Annotated in this window: 17 protein-coding genes and 1 riboswitch; of the genes, 14 read left to right on the top strand and 3 right to left on the bottom strand. The window is 36.7% G+C overall.

Annotation, left to right across the window (positions count from 1 at the left end):
- Nucleotides 1-120: 120 nt before the first annotated feature.
- The 6 genes from C9J37_RS13550 to C9J37_RS13525 all read left to right on the top strand — a co-directional run bounded on the left by C9J37_RS13550 (nt 121) and on the right by C9J37_RS13525 (nt 5,563).
- On the top strand, nt 121-555 hold the full coding sequence (locus C9J37_RS13550) for a MarR family winged helix-turn-helix transcriptional regulator (protein WP_107895757.1): 435 nt from the start codon (nt 121-123) through the stop codon (nt 553-555).
- A 51-nt stretch (nt 556-606) separates the two neighbouring features.
- On the top strand, nt 607-1,590 hold the full coding sequence (locus tag C9J37_RS13545) for a ring-cleaving dioxygenase (protein ID WP_107895756.1): 984 nt from the start codon (nt 607-609) through the stop codon (nt 1,588-1,590).
- 109 nt (nt 1,591-1,699) lie between these two features.
- Nucleotides 1,700-2,317 (top strand): nitroreductase family protein, encoded by a 618-nt coding sequence (locus tag C9J37_RS13540; protein WP_107895755.1) that lies wholly within the window; start codon nt 1,700-1,702, stop codon nt 2,315-2,317.
- 63 nt (nt 2,318-2,380) lie between these two features.
- Nucleotides 2,381-2,923 carry an NADPH-dependent FMN reductase gene (locus C9J37_RS13535; RefSeq protein ID WP_107895754.1) on the top strand — a complete coding sequence of 181 codons (543 nt, stop codon included), beginning with the start codon at nt 2,381-2,383 and terminating at the stop codon, nt 2,921-2,923.
- A 576-nt stretch (nt 2,924-3,499) separates the two neighbouring features.
- Nucleotides 3,500-4,864 (top strand): sensor histidine kinase, encoded by a 1,365-nt coding sequence (locus tag C9J37_RS13530; protein WP_107895753.1) that lies wholly within the window; start codon nt 3,500-3,502, stop codon nt 4,862-4,864.
- A 6-nt stretch (nt 4,865-4,870) separates the two neighbouring features.
- On the top strand, nt 4,871-5,563 hold the full coding sequence (locus tag C9J37_RS13525; RefSeq protein WP_107895752.1) for a response regulator transcription factor: 693 nt from the start codon (nt 4,871-4,873) through the stop codon (nt 5,561-5,563).
- 42 nt (nt 5,564-5,605) lie between these two features.
- On the opposite strand, the gene C9J37_RS13520 is transcribed toward C9J37_RS13525, so the two are convergent.
- Entirely contained in the window at nt 5,606-6,202 is a 597-nt protein-coding gene (locus tag C9J37_RS13520) for a YdhK family protein (RefSeq protein ID WP_107895751.1), read from the bottom strand.
- 151 nt (nt 6,203-6,353) lie between these two features.
- A riboswitch (cobalamin riboswitch) is annotated at nt 6,354-6,547 on the top strand.
- A 148-nt stretch (nt 6,548-6,695) separates the two neighbouring features.
- Here C9J37_RS13520 and C9J37_RS13515 point away from each other — a divergent pair.
- The 5 genes from C9J37_RS13515 to C9J37_RS13495 all read left to right on the top strand — a co-directional run bounded on the left by C9J37_RS13515 (nt 6,696) and on the right by C9J37_RS13495 (nt 11,765).
- Nucleotides 6,696-7,742, top strand: coding sequence for a FecCD family ABC transporter permease (locus tag C9J37_RS13515; RefSeq protein ID WP_107895750.1), 1,047 nt, complete (start codon nt 6,696-6,698; stop codon nt 7,740-7,742).
- A gap of 5 nt (nt 7,743-7,747) precedes the next feature.
- The gene (locus C9J37_RS13510; protein ID WP_107895811.1) at nt 7,748-8,545 is read left to right on the top strand and encodes an ABC transporter ATP-binding protein; all 798 of its coding nucleotides are present in this window, start codon (nt 7,748-7,750) and stop codon (nt 8,543-8,545) included.
- An 86-nt stretch (nt 8,546-8,631) separates the two neighbouring features.
- Nucleotides 8,632-8,802 (top strand): hypothetical protein, encoded by a 171-nt coding sequence (locus C9J37_RS13505; protein ID WP_176723185.1) that lies wholly within the window; start codon nt 8,632-8,634, stop codon nt 8,800-8,802.
- A 117-nt stretch (nt 8,803-8,919) separates the two neighbouring features.
- Entirely contained in the window at nt 8,920-10,041 is a 1,122-nt protein-coding gene (locus tag C9J37_RS13500) for an endonuclease Q family protein (protein ID WP_235617111.1), read from the top strand.
- A gap of 104 nt (nt 10,042-10,145) precedes the next feature.
- Complete coding sequence (locus tag C9J37_RS13495; protein WP_107895748.1) at nt 10,146-11,765, top strand: S-layer homology domain-containing protein; 1,620 nt, start codon at nt 10,146-10,148, stop codon at nt 11,763-11,765.
- A gap of 260 nt (nt 11,766-12,025) precedes the next feature.
- On the opposite strand, the gene C9J37_RS13490 is transcribed toward C9J37_RS13495, so the two are convergent.
- Both C9J37_RS13490 and C9J37_RS13485 read right to left on the bottom strand, forming a co-directional pair.
- Complete coding sequence (locus C9J37_RS13490; protein ID WP_024363960.1) at nt 12,026-12,313, bottom strand: DUF2653 family protein; 288 nt, start codon at nt 12,311-12,313, stop codon at nt 12,026-12,028.
- A complete protein-coding gene (locus C9J37_RS13485) occupies nt 12,301-12,774 on the bottom strand; it encodes a hypothetical protein (RefSeq protein WP_107895747.1) in 474 nt (157 codons plus the stop codon). The genes C9J37_RS13490 and C9J37_RS13485 overlap by 13 nt, the downstream gene beginning before the upstream one ends.
- A 185-nt stretch (nt 12,775-12,959) precedes the next feature.
- On the opposite strand from C9J37_RS13485, the gene C9J37_RS13480 reads away from it, so the two are divergent.
- From C9J37_RS13480 to C9J37_RS13470, 3 genes are all read left to right on the top strand, one after another.
- Nucleotides 12,960-13,973, top strand: coding sequence for a YdcF family protein (locus tag C9J37_RS13480; protein WP_107895746.1), 1,014 nt, complete (start codon nt 12,960-12,962; stop codon nt 13,971-13,973).
- 73 nt (nt 13,974-14,046) lie between these two features.
- A complete protein-coding gene (locus C9J37_RS13475) occupies nt 14,047-15,333 on the top strand; it encodes an SEL1-like repeat protein (protein ID WP_107895745.1) in 1,287 nt (428 codons plus the stop codon).
- Between the two features lie 673 nt (nt 15,334-16,006).
- Nucleotides 16,007-17,296, top strand: coding sequence for a globin-coupled sensor protein (locus tag C9J37_RS13470; protein WP_107895744.1), 1,290 nt, complete (start codon nt 16,007-16,009; stop codon nt 17,294-17,296).
- Nucleotides 17,297-17,408 lie beyond the last annotated feature (112 nt).

Below are 17,408 nucleotides of genomic sequence, written 5' to 3'. Positions count from 1 at the left end.
GTCCATTTTAAATGCCACAGAAGGGTTTAAGACAAAAGGATTGCTAGCAGGATATTTTTATGATATTATTATCTCGAATTAAAGATAATTAATTTCGAGGTAAATAGGAGCGTGCATCTTATGAAGGAAGAAAATCGTTATTTAAAAGCTTTTACGATTATGTTCCGCGCTTATCAATCTGTTCAGGATGCAACCAAAAAAGATTTGCTTCAGTATGATTTAAACCAAACGGAATTTGCGGTACTAGATTTTTTATATCATAATGGCGAACAGCCCATTCAAGTAATTGGTAAGAAAATTTTAGTTGCAAGTAGTAGTATTACGTATGTGATTGATAAGCTGGAGCAAAAAGATTTTGTTTGTCGACGTGCTTGTGCTAATGACCGACGTGTTACGTATGCAGTGTTAACAGATGAGGGACAGGTTTTAATGGATAGAATTTTCCCGCTCCATGAACAGAAGATAAATGAAATTTTTCAAATATTGGACCAGCAGGAGTTGGAAATAATGAATATGGCTTTAAAAAAGGTCGGTCTTAATGCCATTAATAAATAAAAAATTTTACACATATATCTCGATTTCGAGATAAATAGGAGGCTTTTAATTATGAATCATTTAAAAGGGATTCACCATGTAACAGCGATAACAAGTAGTGCTGAAGAAAATTATAAATTTTTCACGTATGTACTAGGGATGCGTCTCGTAAAAAAAACAGTCAATCAGGACGATATACAAACATATCACCTATTTTTTGCAGATGATAAGGGTAGTGCAGGTACAGATATGACATTCTTTGACTTCCCGAACATACCAAAAGGTGTACATGGAACAAATGAGATTTCCAAAACATCATTTCGAGTACCAACGGATGCAGCATTAGTTTATTGGGTAAAGCGCTTTAATCGCTTAAATATCAAACATACAGGCATTAAAGAACAGTTTGGTAAGCAAACCGTATCGTTTGTTGATTTTGACGATCAACAGTATCAACTGATATCTGACGAAAACAACAAAGGCGTTGCCGCAGGTACACCTTGGCAAGATGGTCCTATCCCGCTTGAATATGCCATTACAGGATTAGGGCCAATATTTGTACGTGTTGCGAATTTTACTTATTTCAAAGAAATGTTAGAAAAAGTAATGCTTTTCACAGAAATAGCAGCAGAAGGAGACTTCCATTTATTTGAGGTAGGAGAGGGAGGGAACGGTGCGCAAATCATTGTAGAATATAACACAATCTTACCTGTAGCCCGTCAAGGTTTTGGTACAGTGCACCATGCAGCATTTCGTGTAGCAGATCGAGCTGTTCTAGATGAATGGACAGCACGCTTAGAAGGCTTTGGCTTCAATACGTCTGGTTACGTTAACCGTCACTTCTTTGAATCGCTCTATGCACGTGTAGCACCTCAAATTTTATTTGAATGGGCGACAGATGGACCTGGCTTTATGGGAGATGAACCTTATGAAACATTGGGAGAAAAATTATCATTACCACCTTTCCTAGAGCCTAAGCGCGCACAAATAGAAGAACTTGTTCGACCAATTAATACTGTTAGAAGTACGATACCATTTGAGAAAGAATATGAATAATAACTTTCCCGTGTGCAATAAGCAATTGGAAAGTAAATGCTAGTTAGGTCTTAGATTATGAATGTAGACAGTACTACCGAAGCAAAATGAATGACTGGAGGACGTCAGAATGGAGTTTACAAAGTTAATTGATAAACGTCGATCGGCAAATAATTTTATAGAGGGAATTACAATGACGGAGGAGGATATCCGTCCCATTTTAGAAGATGTAAAGCTTGCACCTTCAGCATTCAACTTGCAACACGCGGAATATATTGTTGTGTTAAATCAAGAATTAAAAGAAAAAGTACGCGAGGCTGCATATGGTCAATATAAAGTACATTCAGCATCCGGTGTTATTTTAGTATTAGGAGATAAAGAAGCTTACAAGCAAACGGCTCATATTAGTCAAGGTATGGTTGATTTGGGTATTATTACAAACTGTGAACTTGACAATCTTATAGACGATAATACAAAGTTTTACGAAGAACGTGGCGAAGCGTTTATGAAGGAAGATGCAATTCGTAATGCATCACTTTCGGCTATGCTCTTTATGTTAGCAGCTAAAAATCGCGGCTGGGATACATGTCCGATGATTGGCTTTGATCAACAACAAATGCGTGCACTATTCAATGTGCCAGCAACACATGAAATTGTACTAATGATGACAATCGGTAAGGAAAAGGAAAGTAGTCAGCGTTTAAGAGGGTATCGTAAACCTGTTGAAGAGTTTACTACTTATTATTAGTGCAGTATAAAATATAAATGCTTAACCAATATTAAAAATAGTAATCATTTAGGAGGAAATATCGTGAAAGTAGTAGCAATCGTAGGTAGTATCCGTAAAGAATCTTATAATATGCAATTAGCAAAGTTTATACAAAAACGTTATACAGAAAAGTTTGAACTAGAGGTATTAAGCTTACGAGATTTACCAATGTACGATCAAGATATTGAAAATGAAGCACCACAAACGGTCTTGGATTTCAAAGCCAAAGTAAAAGCGGCAGACGCGGTACTGTGGATCACACCAGAATATAACGGAACGGTGCCAGGGGTGATGGTAAACGCGATAGATTGGCTATCACGAGTGGATAAAGTAATGATTGGTAAACCATCCTTTATGATGGGAGCATCTATGGGGAACTTAGGAACGGTTAAAGCGCAATTACATTTACGTGATATTTTATTCTCACCTGGCATTAATTCACCATTGCTAAGTGGTAATGATGTTTATATTGGCGCTGTCCACACAAAATTTGATGCAGAAGGTAATTTAACAGATGAAGGAACTGTCAAATTCCTTGATTCAGTAATTGAAAACTTCTTAGATTGGGTTAAAAATTATATTTAATAAAAAAGAATGAGGCTGGAACATAACTAAAAAAATTTAAAGAACAGAGGAAAGGTGTTCATAATTTTTTTGCTATATGGAGACCTTAGCTATTCTTGCTTTTGCAATTTAAAAAATTAGAAATGTTTACTAGTTGTTGGTAGCGAAGGCGGTGACTCCAGCGGGAACAGCACACAATGTTAGACGCAACAGACCGCGCGTTAGCGAGGGTTGCGGCTTACGGTGTGCCCGCGGAAAGCACCGCTGTAGCGGACAACAACGGCATACCAAAAAAGTGTTAGATTGATTGGGTTCAATCTAACACTTTTTCTCTTTTGTACCAGCCTCATTCTTTTTTAGGGTTGTTGGCATTGCACGGGCTCTAAAGTGTCATGCTTTTCCAGCAGGAGTCGAGCAAAACGTACCTACTATACATTTCTAATATATGGTTTATTCTTATTTGCATTAGGTACTACATAGGATGAAAAATCAATGAGCATGTAATTTTTATTTTATACTATTTAATAGAAGTATCTTTCTTCTGCATAAAATCTTCACACTTACACGTTATCATTTTGAAATATAGGTGGTTACAGGATGAAAAAACTTTCACTAAAGCTTGGCATTATCTTTTTTATCACATTGTTTTGCATAGAAACGTTTATGATGTTATTTTTGCATCTTTCTTTGACGAATTCGAGAGTTGATGAAGAATTAACAAACTTGCAGACAACGGGTAATTCGCATCGAAAGATATTGGAGCAAAATTTCGAAAAGGAAACGTTATCACATATATTATTAATGGAATCCCGAGATAATACAGAGGTTGTGATCGCAGATCGTGCTGGCAAAATTTTAGCTACTTCTTCGCCGCACCTTGATATAAAAGCATATTTACAGAGGCTTGGAGCAAGTGTACCTTATGATGGTCAGGTGCTAGAGAACAATTGGCAAGATGAAAAGTATATAGCGACCGTTAGTCCAATTCAAAAACAGCAAAAGACCATTGGCTATGTTTTTATGTTCCAAAATACAGATTCTATCCATGCCTTAATGGAGCGATTAAATAAACACTTCCTAATTGTTGGGCTTGTGTCGGGATTGGTGACCATTGTAGTGATTATTGTGTTATCTAGAAAGCTTGCTCGTCCATTAATTGAAATGAAAGAAGCAACATTAAAAATGAGTAAAGGGGATTTTACAGTAGCCCTTTCAACGAATGGTCAAGATGAATTAAGTGATCTTGCGAATGCTATTCAACTATTATCTGATGACTTAAATCATTTACGAGAGGAAAGAAAGGAATTTTTATCGAGTATTGCTCATGAGCTGCGAACACCGATTACGTTTATAAAAGGTTATACAGATATTCTTTATAAACGAGATTTATCGGAACGAGATCGTCAAAAGTATTTACGTATTATTATTGATGAAACGAATCGATTATCACGGTTAATAAAAGACTTATTTGATTTAGCAAAAATGGATGAAAACGCATTTGTTATAAACAAAGAATGTCTTCATATGGATGACTTTGTGGCAAGTATTGAGGCAAAGTTAAGACCTGCTTTTCATGAAAAACACATTGACCTTTTTGTGCAATGTGAAGCGGGACTAACTTTATTGGCTGATACAATAAGGTTGGAGCAAATTATTTTGAATTTGTTAAATAATGCGCTGACTTATTGTTCCTCAGGAGATTCGACTTTCTTACAAGTGGAAAGAAACAATCATTTCGTATCAATTATTATAAAAGATACCGGAAAAGGAATTCCGCAGAAGGATTTACCTTATATTTTTGAACGTTTTTATAGGGTTGATAAATCTCGTACGCGTGCCAATGGCGGTTTAGGATTAGGACTTGCCATTGTAAAGGAGCTCGTTCATGCACATGGAGGGGAAATTACCGTTGTTAGTGAGGAAAACAAAGGGACTACTTTTAAATTATTGTTTAAGGAGTAGGAACAAATGAAAACATTATTATTAATTGACGATGAACCAAGGATGTTAGAGTTACTAACCCTTTATCTTGAACCTTCTTTTCATTGCATTGCTAGGTCGTCTGTGAGAGATGCTTTAGAATATTTAGAAGAACATCATATCGATTTAGTGCTGTTAGATATTATGATGCCTGATATGGATGGCTGGCAAGTATGTCAGGAAATAAGGAAGTTTTGGGACGTGCCGGTTATTATGCTTACGGCAAAAGGGGAACAGGCTGATATTATAAAAGGGTTAAATCTTGGAGCTGACGACTATATTTTAAAGCCTTTCGATGAGGAAGAATTGTTAGCGCGTATACAGGCTGTTTTAAGAAGAACAAAGGCTGAAGAAATCGTTATTAATTTCGAAGGGCTATGCTTAAATAAAGAATCCTTTGAGTCATCTTTTCACCAAAAGATGATTTCTTTAACGCCAAAAGAATTTTCGATGTTAGCATTATTTCTTGATTATCAAAATAAAGTTTTCTCAAGAGAGCATTTAATCAACACTGTATGGGGATATAATGTAGCAATTGAAGACCGAACGATTGATTCACATGTCCGCAATTTACGGGATAAGCTTCGAAAAAGTGGCTTTCCAGTGGATGATTATTTACAGACAGTGTGGGGAATCGGCTATAAATGGCATAAAAGCGGTGACAAAAAGGTTTTAGAATGAAAAACAGCCTCTGATGGTAAAACCACAGAGGCTGTTTTGTTATTATTTTGTAGCTAGCTCGCTATCAGTCACCCATTTATGATTTTTCATTTCTTCACCAGTAGTTGTTAAAGCAAAATCGACCATATAGACAGTCGTTTGTACGGCATCATCAATGCGTACAGTTGCATTTTCCATGCCTGTCATATGGGTAGCATCAGTTTTTACTTCTGTTCCTGGAGATAAAGGTGCTTCACCTGGGTCGATTAATTCCTCATGAATCACCCATTTATGATTTTCAATTGTCTTACCACCAGTAGTAGGCTCAAATGAAATAATATATGCTGTCGTATCGTAAGCGCCGACAATTGTCGCTTCGGCTCCTGTCATTCCTGACATATGGCCATCTGTAAGAATAGCCTTACTGCCGACAGGGAATTTTGGATTTTCGGCTGTTTTTAAAGTGGCTGGAACTTCACCAGAGCTTGAATGATTCATCATGGAATGATCCATTTCATCCCCATGGTCCATCTCTTCGCCGTGGCCTGTTTTGTCGCTATGAGCAGATTCTGACTTCGTCGAATTGTCAGCACAAGCTGAAAGTATTAGTAAAGCAAATGCTGCCACTAACATTAGGAGCCGATTTTTATTTAACACCATATGAATTTCCTCCTTCGATTTAATGTGTTTTTAATGTAGCAAGTAAATGTGCAGAAATGATGGATTTTGTTTGAAAGGAGGAAGGATGGATTCCTCAATGAAGGAAATAATAGACTACGATAATGATGTATGATAGAATCGTCATAATTTTAAAATTTCAGATACTAATGGTGTGACGCTTGTAAACACGAGCATCACTTAAAAGGGAAGTCGGTGTAAATCCGACGCTGTCCCGCAACTGTAACGAGGAGTTCTATGATAATGTAGCCACTGTTTTTAAATGGGAAGGCAATCGTAGATACGATGAATCGAAGCCAGGAGACCTGCCAGTTAGTTCATACCTGTAATGCCCACGAGGATGCAAGCAATTACGGACAATTGATGGATATTTCTCCTAATTTGTTTAGCTAAGGGTATTTCTATGCATGTATGCGTAGAATGCCCTTTTTTATTGCTGCGTCTTTATCATGATTGATAAGGAGTTCATAACCAAATGAATAAAAAATTTATGTTATTTTCTTTGACCCTTTTTCTAGCGCTCATTGCGTCTATGACAGTGGCCATTATGATTGGGTCTGTGTCAGTTACACCGTTGCATGTATGGAAAGTAATTCTTTCAAAAATACCGTTCTTTACTAGTTCTGTAGAGGCGGATTGGAGTCGCTCGCAGGAGATTATTATATGGCAAATACGTGCTCCTCGCGTTATCCTGGCGGCTGTTGTTGGTGCAGGCTTAGCGGTTGCTGGTGCTGCTGTTCAAGCACTAGTCCGTAATTCGATAGCCGATCCGTATATTTTAGGTATTTCTTCGGGAGCAACAGTGGGCGCAACGGCTGTCATTATTTTAGGGGCGTTTTCATTTTTAGGCATCTACGCCCTTTCAGTCTCTGCTTTTTTAGGCTCTTTTATGGCAATTGTCTTAGTATTTTTGTTGTCGCGTGTAGGAGGACGTATTTCGATTTTTCGCCTTTTACTAGCGGGGATGGCGGTGTCCTTTATCTTATCTGCCACTTCGAATTTTATGTTAATGATGTCTAAGGAAGAGGGCGGTATGAAAGCCGTTATGTATTGGATGTTAGGCAGTCTCGCAGGAGCAAAATGGAGTAATTTATTTATTCCAGTCATTGTCTTTTTTATCGTATTTGGGTTGTTGTGGCTATACTATCGAAATCTGAATTTATTACTACTTGGGGAAGAAGCAGCCGTCACGTTAGGGGTAAATCTTCAACAGTTTCGCATACAGCTAATAGTACTCGTATCTTTACTGACAGGTGTGCTCGTTGCAGTAAGTGGGTCCATCGGGTTTGTTGGTTTAATTATTCCGCATATCGTACGCTTGTTAGTTGGCTCTAATTATAAACATGTTATCCCCATAAGTGCATTGTTAGGGGGAATTTTTCTAGTTTGGGCTGATGCGTTAGCGCGTGTATTAATAGCCCCAGAAGAAATGCCGATTGGTATTATTACTGCTTTTTGTGGGGGACCATTTTTCATTTGGCTACTACGTCGAAACAATTATTCATTTGGTGAAGGGGATTAAAGGTGATGACATTAGAAGCAAAGGAAGTATCATTCTCCATTCATGATCAGTGCATATTGGAGAAAGTAAGTATTCAAATAAAAGCAAAGCAGTTTGTTGGGTTGATTGGCCCTAATGGTAGCGGAAAGTCTACACTATTAAAAAATATGTATCGTTTATTAAAGCCAGAAAGCGGTACAGTGCTATTAAATGAGCAAGATATATTTAAGCAATCAAGTAAAGTCATCGCAAAGAAATTAGCAGTTGTCAGTCAAGAAACGCCTGTGTTGTTCGATTTTCTAGTAAAAGATTTAGTAAGCATGGGGAGAACACCACATAAAAAACTTTTTGAGCTGGACAATAAGGAAGACTTTAATATTGTAAAAGAAGCCTTGTCTCAAACAGGTATTGCCCATTTAGAAACACGTAGTTTTAGTTCCCTTTCTGGAGGGGAAAAAAAGAGAGTGATGGTTGCGCGTGCGCTTGCACAGCAAGCACAGATACTTATTTTAGATGAGCCGACAAATCATTTAGATATCCAGCATCAATTACAACTAATGGATTTAATTCAAACACTGCATTTGACGGTTGTCGCCGCCTTACATGATTTAAATATGGCCGCAATGTACTGCGACTACATTTATGTTTTACAACAAGGTCGTATCGTTCAATATGGTACGCCAGAAGAAGTGTTAACACCTAAGCTACTGCGTGATGTTTTTGGAGTATGCGCCGATATTCAAACACATCCACTAACAGGCAAACCATATTTAACCTATTTAAGTGCCAGTCACTCAAACAATTTTCGAACAATTTCCACATAGCACTGCTTAAAGAAATTATCCAATTGCCTTTAGTATAGTTGTGAGATATTCGGGGAACGTTATTTTTGAAAGGATGCGTGATGAATATGGAAGAAGTAAAATTTGCACAATTAGATCACACACAGCTTGAAAAAATTAATGAACTCGAAAAGAAAATTGGCGTTACATTAGTTGCTTATGATGCAGCGGCAATGCCAAACCAAGGTTCAGGTTCGTACGAGACAGATAAAGGCGCTCATCAAAACCATCCATCCTAATACTTGAAAATACCTTGCAGCAATGTAAGGTTTTTTCATTTTATAATAAAACAAAAGGAGATGTGTACATTGTTTCATGACTATTATGCAGATTTACATATTCATATTGGACGAACAATGAGTGGGCGCGCAGTGAAAATTACTGGGAGTAAAACGTTAACATTAGCACGGATTTTAGAGATGGCTAGTGCCAAAAAAGGGCTTGATATTATCGGCATTATTGATTGTCATTCACCAGAAGTCATTGCTGAAATGAATATAATGATACAACAAGGCGAACTTAAGGAGTTATCGCAAGGTGGACTTCGGTTTCAAGAAACAACGCTTATTCCAGGTTCTGAAATCGAAATATATGATAGCTCCTGCCATGGACCAATTCATGTGCTAGCTTATTTCCCTACTATTCAAGTGATGGAGAATTTTTCGAATTGGATGAGCCAGTATATGAAAAACATCCATTTAAGTTCACAGCGTATTTATTGTGAAGGCCGAGCTGTACAACAAAAAGTGCGGGAATTAGGGGGCCTTTTTATTCCAGCACATGTTTTTACGCCATTTAAAAGTTTATTTGGAAAAGGTGTTCATATAAGCTTAACAGAAGTATTCAATCCACAGCTTATAGATGCTATAGAGCTTGGTTTAAGTTCTGATACCAATATGGTAAAAAACATAAAAGAACTTCAAGCCTATACATTTGTTACAAACTCTGATGCACATTCGCTTGGGAAAATGGCTCGTGAATATCAAAAACTAAAATTAATGGCGGCTAATTTTAGCGAATTAAAGATGGCGCTCCATGAACAGGATGGGCGGGCAGTAGTGGCGAATTATGGGTTAAATCCATTGCTCGGCAAATATTATCAAACTGTTTGTGCTAATTGTGGTAAGCAGTTAAGTGCAGACGATACGCTTTGTACATCCTGTGCAAGTTTGAAAATTATTAAAGGTGTTGCGACACGTATTAAGGAACTATCAGAGCCGTATGTTGATGAACGTGACAGACCACCTTACATCCATCAAATACCACTTGATTTTATACCAGGTTTAGGTCCGAAAATGATGGAAAGATTATTACATGCATTTGGGACTGAAATGACTATTTTACACCGTATCACGACCGAGCAACTCGAGGAAATTGTGCCACAGAAAATAGCTACGATGATTGATTTAGCGAGAACGGGACAATTACATATTGAGGTTGGTGGTGGAGGTGTCTATGGAAAGGTACAGCATAAATAGAGTAGAAAAGAATTCTAGCCAAAGTATTTACAATATAATGCACCCACTTTTATCCTTAAATCTAGTAAACTAGTAATTAGTAGATGAGCAGGAGGAGTGGGTATATGCAATTTTCAAAAAAATTTCGTTTTTTAGCTGCTAGCATGCTAGCTTTACAATTAACAATACCTGTAGGTGCGAATGCGGAAAAGAAAGAAGATCATATAGCGCCAAGCTGGGTTGTACAGGCTGATTACATAGCGTTAGGTGATTCATTAGCACATGGTATGAATGAAGTTGGAGTCATTGGCTTAGGCTATACAGATTTTGTAGCACAGGCATTACAACAAGAAGGTTTACTTACTTCATATAATAAAGGGTTTGCCTATTCGGGGTATACAACTAAAAATGTGTTAACAGACTTACAAGATGATGTAGAAAAACCAGTGACGGGATTTGGTTATACAAACGACCGTGCAAAGCTTAGAGCTTCAATTCAAGAAGCAGAGCTGATTACGTTAACTGCTGGTGCTAATGATTTATTGCCAATTCTAAAACAATCGTCAACAACTGGTATTGATACAGCCGCCATTATAAAGGCATCCCAAGAAGCTATAAATAATATAGCGGCAATACTCAAGGAAATAAAGAAGTTAAATCCACAGGTACAAATTTACGTGATGGGCTATTATAATTCTTTCCCTTATTATAGCGAAGACTTGCAAACACAGTTTAAAATGCTTTTAGGTATCATGAATGCTTCTATTAAAACAACTGCTGAAAAAGCAGGTGCAATATTTGTGCCAACATATGACGTAGTAGCGAAAGATGTAACTAACTTTTTGCCAAATCCAGAAAACATTCATTTAAGTGAAGCAGGTTATTTAGCAGTAGCAAAGCAGGCATTTTTACCAGCTATTAAAGCAAGTTCACTATGGGATACTTCTTCAGCAATCCAAGTCAATGTTAATAGTAGTACAGGGGCGACTGTAAAATGGCTAGCGGCAACTGATAATGAAGGGGTTACGAACTATCATGTGTATTTGAATAATACACTCTACTCTACAGTCGATGCCAGTCAAACAGCTATAACGCTCGATAGTTTAGTAGATAATACTACTTATACTGTAGCCATAAAAGCGATAGATGCAGCAGGCAATGAAAGTGTGCAAAGTCCAACTGCAAGTTTTACAACAGGCAGTAAAGTCCAATTTTTAGATATAGAAAATCATTGGGCAAGGGAGTTCATTCAAAAAGCGGCTGAAAGAGGCATGATGAAGGGCTATGCTGATGGTACTTTTAGACCTGAACAAAATATTACACGCGCACAGGCAGCAGCGATGCTTGTTAGAAGCTTAGGTTTAACAACAACTAGCAAAGCGCCTTTCACAGATATAGCGAGCTACGATGCCGAAACGCAGTCAGAAATTGCTGCTGCTTATGCACATGGTCTTGTGAAGGGGGCGGATGGCAAGTTTAATCCAAGCCAGCCTATTACGCGCGCGCAATTAGCATTAATGATGAATCGTGCTTATGAAAAACAGTTTAACCAAACTTATGTTGTGAAAAATCAAACACCGTTTACCGATATAACTAGCTACAATGATGAAACGAAAAATGCCATCACAATGCTGTATGAGCTTGGTATTGTTGCAGGAAGTGAAGGAAGATTTTCTCCTGAAGCCCCAACAAAGAGAAGCCATGCTGCTAAAATATTAGTGAACTTTAGTGAACGTTTGAAATAAACCTTATCAGGAACTTCTTGAAAGCGAATCTGTCAGAGGTCATTACGGTTAAGCTAACTTTTAAAAAAAGCCGTTCAATAAATCCATTAAGAAGATTTATTGAACGGCTATTTGTTTTCATAGTGAGTAGAGGTACTCTACTTCAATAAGTCAGGAATGAGTGTTAAATCAACGCTGAACTATGAGTGGTCTTTCAGTAGATGTCACAGACTAATGCTTGAATAATCTGGACAAACTCAACAGACCTAATGGATTTTAAACTATGATAGTTTGGCAATAATGCCTTCTTCATCATCTAAAATTAGCTCAATACCAGTTGAGAAAGGATCGCCGTGTAGGACGTCTTTAATCCATACACGTAATGCGCCAATCATAGCAGCGGTATTCAATACTTCGATTTGACCGTTTGTTTCGACTTCCGCGCCGAAGCCTGTCTCATCTTCGTACGTTAGCTCAACAAGTACGTCTTCAGGGCGAACATTTAGATGGTAAGCCTGTGAAAGACAAATTGCATTGATAATATCTTGCTCGTTAATTATTTGTGCCATTGTGTAGCTTCCTGTTCTTTACGCTTTTTGTCTTTAAACATATTGATAATTTTCACGACAAGCATCACAATTACAGCAATAGCAGCGATATTAATTAATAAACCTAAAATATTACCAAGCATACCTAAACTACTAAATAGACTACCGAATAGTAAACCTGCTAAACCACCTAGCATTAAGCCCTTCATAAGGCCACCAGAGAAAAAGCCACCTTTTTTTGCAGTAGTTGAATCTGTTTTGTTTGTAGAAGTATTATTTTTATTTGTTGTAGCATTATTTTGGTCTTTAGAATTATCCTGAGATTTTTGGATATTTGAGCTATTGTTGTTGTTTGAGAAGCCTTTTTTACCTGACTTATATGATTTCGCTTCTGCAGTTGGTGTGTCTGATATGAATAGTGTTGCGCCAACTGATGCAAACATTAGTGTCGCTGCAAAAAGAGCAGCAAGAATTTTTTTCATTACTTACATTCCTCCAAAATATTTTTTTGTTTTATCATAAAATAGTTCTTAATAGTAATTTTACATGAACTATAGTGAAAAATAAAATATTCACTACCTGTAATTTAGGAAATTTGCAATATATGAACAAGTAGTGTCAGCATACTGCTGAATGGGAATAGAAAGGAAGGAAAGGAGTAAATGCAGTGCTTCCAACAATGACATTATTAATTTCAATATTTTTAATGCTGTATATTACAGAAAAAAGACGCTTTATTAACGCTGTCGTTTTAGGCTTAATAGGGTTGAATGTATTTGTAGGTATGACAACACGTTATGATTTATTTATTAACGAACAAGGTATTGTGTCCAAAATGGGTATCATGACGTTGTTCGGTATTATACCAGGTATCATGTTAATACTATCCATTGCGATGTTTTTCAATAGTAAAATCCTGCTTGAAAAAGAAGGACGAAGATTTCAAAATGTATTACTAGCTGTGTTTGGCTTGGTTTTCTTTGCAATGATGATTGGCTATGTTTTCGTATTCTTTACGAATATTGAAAATCCTCTTTGGCATATTCTTTTCTTTTATGCGTTTTTGATTTTTGCTTATACAGTATTTTTATATACAAGTGTGATGGTCTACGCTATCATTTATCATTTTGCACCGATAACATATGAACCTGATTATATTCTTGTGCTGGGATCTGGCCTTATTGGTGATAAAGTTCCTCCTCTATTAGCAAGCCGTTTAGATGAGGCAGTCAAGCAATATAAAAAATATGGAGAGCGACCTTTTATTATCGTCTCGGGTGGGCAAGGGCGCGATGAACAAGTTTCAGAAGCGTTTGCGATGGAAACATATATGATAGATAAACATCAAATACCGAATCGGAAAATATTGATGGAAGATCGGTCGACAAATACAGAGCAAAATATGGCGTTCTCTAAAGCGATTATGGATGCGCATGCGCAAGGGAAAGAGTACCGTTCACTTTTTGTTACGAATAATTTTCATGTATTTCGAGCGAGTATTTATGCAAGAAGGGCAAAGCTTGATGCACAAGGTGTAGGCTCTAAAACGGCGTTATATTATATACCTAACGCTTTTACTCGTGAATTTATCGGTTTGTTAGAAATGTATAAATGGGGACATATAACGCTCTTTTTCGTCATTACGTTATTTATAGGACTAATGTTAAGAGCATATGTGTAACCATTCTTGAACTGCCTTCCATATAATAATAGCAAGGCAGTTTTTTTACATAGTGTGCAAGGGGGGAAATGAAATGTACGGGCAATTTTTAGCAAAGCAAAATAAGGAGCGAACGCAGTCCTTACAACAATTAACAAATATACAGAATACATGGTTTGCACAAAACCTCACTTTACTCGTATTGGATGAAGTACAACTGACAACCTTGCAAAAAATGCTCTATCAAGTTATTCAGGGATTGCTAAGAAAAAAACAACAGCGACACTTACAAATAGTACATCCTGAGCAAACACAAACAGTGCAAGACAATGTACTAACGCTGTTAGCAGAATATGATGATGTATTGCGTGAGGCAATCCCACTCCCGATATATATTTTAATATGGCAAATTACTTCCTTAGAGAAGTTAGCTTATACAACGGAGGTTGTTGATGATGTCCTGGATGTCCTGGAATGGTATTTTACACATCAGGACGAAACAGTTGCTGTTTTTGAAGAAGAAGATTTAGACCATGAAGAAATCATCGATTTATACAAAGCTGCGATTGAAGAACAAGATGCAGATGTCCAATTTGAACTTGGAGAATATTATAGTGCAAATGAGGATACATTTTTCCAACCGAAAAAGTCGATTAAGTGGTTTGAATTAGCGGCAAAACAAGATAATGCGAATGCCCAATATGCTCTTGGCAACTATTATTTTGAGGGAATTGGTGTAGAAGAGAGTTATGATCGTGCTTTTAAGTTATACGAAGCTGCAGCGCAACAAGGGCATGCAGATGCGGCCAATAATTTAGCGGATATGTATTTGAATGGTGAGAGTGTACCAGAAAATATGTCACTTGCTAAACATTGGTTCGAGATTGCTGCCGCACAAGGGGTGGCAGAGGCAATGTTTACATTAGGTCTTATGCATGAACAAGGGTTAGGTGTTGCAATAGATGAAGAGAAAGCATTTACCTTTTATAAAAATTCGGCTGAGGCAGGGTATGTTGAAGCGCAATACAGACTAGGTGGGATTTATTTAGAAGGCCACTTAGTGCAAGCGCGGGATATAAATCGTGGTTTATATTGGTTTGAAAGAGCGGCTGAACAATATCATGTAGATGCATTTTATGATTTGGGCTTTATTTGGAGCAAGGGTTTAACGGGGATTCGTAATATTGAAAAAGGTATTCATTGGTTCAAACAAGCCTCACTCCAAGGAGACCCTGAAGCAAAATTGCAGCTTGGTCATATTTATAACAAAGGTGAGGGAATACCACGTAATATTAAAGAAGCGAAAAAATGGTATGGACTTGCGGCAGAAGCAGGTATAGAAGAAGCAACGGTTTTACTAGAAGAATTAGAAGAGCTTTAAATTTGAAATTTTATGATATTGAAATTTACCCGTAACGGTTAGCTATGAACTAGGCGTTGCGGTTTTTTATTGTGGTGGAAGGGCAAATAGTGATCATACATCTATACATAGAAAAATGATTTGGGGAGAGTCCATTTTTACAGGGGGCTATTAGTGGAATGGTTATTTTGTTCTATTTATTAACAAAATTTACAATGGTTAATTGTATTCATTTTTAAATAAAAAAACAGGATAAAGGACTCTTAATAAATTGCCGGAGGGGAGATATTGAAATTAAAGATACTTAATATTACATGTAGTGTTGCAGACGGAATACGTAAATTCTAATAAATACCGTAGAAATAGCTACTGAAAAAAATTGTGACAGCGTTTTATTGCAATTTAACAGTTGAAAACCATTTAGTTTACTTTTAAATTGTATGCTAACTAATGGTAAAATATAGGATATAATAAATTGACAATTATATTAAAAATGTATAATGTATATGAGTGATTTTAATAATGAAAAATGATGAATTACTGATTATTATGATGTTATTTTGTTATATTATTTTCTTGTAAATTTATTAGTGGTTGTGGTATCTTTTCATAGATTTGTCAATATATTTGGGTAAACGGAAATGGGATTTTTGCTCAGCTTTTCAAAAGAACACGTAATGAAAGAGGGAAAAGTGTGATTTTTCAAAAACAGAAAAAGGCAATGACGTTAGATTTACAGCAATACTCGGTGACAATGGATGTTCCGAACTCTCGAACACTGGTTAAGCAAATTGAAATGCTAAATTTGACAAAAGAAGATTTACAATATTTAAAAGCTTTTAAACCATTTGTTGAGGACAACATAAATCACATCGTTGACCGGTTTTATGAAATGATTGGAACTGAGCATAGTTTAGTAGACATTATTAATAAACATAGTTCTGTGGATAAATTGAAGGTCACATTGCGTCGTCATATTATAGAAATGTTTAACGGTACAATTGATGAGGAATTTTATAAAAGACGAGTAAGTATCGCAAAAGTGCATGTACATATCGGACTGAGAACACAATGGTATATTTGTGCTTTCCAAGATTTAACCATGTCATTTATTGATTTAGTTGAAGAACATGTAGTGCATCCGAAAGACCAATTGAATACAATACGAGCAATTTCTAAAATTTCTAATTTCGAGCAGCAACTTGTATTAGAAGCGTTTGAAAGTACAATTGAGCAACTGAAGGAAAACGTTGAACGTGAGAAAGAAGCAGTTGAGAAAAAAATTGTGGAATCGTCAGAAGGATTAGCGACCATTTCACAAGAAACAAATGCCTCCTTCCATCTATTAAATAATCAATCACATGAAATTAAGCAATTGGCAAAAAAATCGCTTCAGGTGAGTACGTTAGCAGAAAGTCAAGCAATAGAAGGTCGCGAATGCTTACAACATCAATCTCAAAATATGTGTAATATTATTCAATCAGTGGATGATATTACGGATAATATTAAACAATTAACGGATATGTCGAAAGAAATGGAAGCGATTATGAATGTTGTAACGAACATTGCCAACCAAACAAATCTGCTTGCTTTAAATGCAGCTATTGAAGCAGCCCGCGCTGGAGAGGCGGGGAAAGGCTTTAGTGTTGTGGCAGAGGAAGTACGTAAATTGTCTAGTCAAACGAAAGAATCTGTTACATCCGTTGCAAAATTATTAGAAAAAACGACAGAGCGAACGTCTAAACTGGCATATTCGCTTAGTAATATTCAGGCAGAGGTTGCTTCAGGTGAGGAGAACATGGCTCAAACTGAAGGACAGTTTAATAAAATTTTAGATGCGATGACACAAGCTAAGTGTCAAAATGACCTTATGGAAAAAGAGGTTCAGGCCGTTGCTCAGGTCCTTCATGAGCTTGGGCTAGCATTTAATGAAGTAACAAATTCAGCTGACAAATTAGCAAATGTCGCACAAAACTTAAACTAGGTGTCAGGCACTCAAACAATTTGAAATTGTTTGAGTGCCTGACACTTTATATATAGTGTTGCTAAATTTGTAATGGGTTGAACGTTATTGTTTGTGAAAAAAGTTTATACTA

The organism is Lysinibacillus mangiferihumi (assembly GCF_003049665.1).
Taxonomy (GTDB): Bacteria; Bacillota; Bacilli; order Bacillales_A; family Planococcaceae; genus Lysinibacillus; species Lysinibacillus mangiferihumi.
Note: the sequence above shows the minus strand (reverse complement) of the source record. Positions and strands in the feature narration are given on the sequence as shown.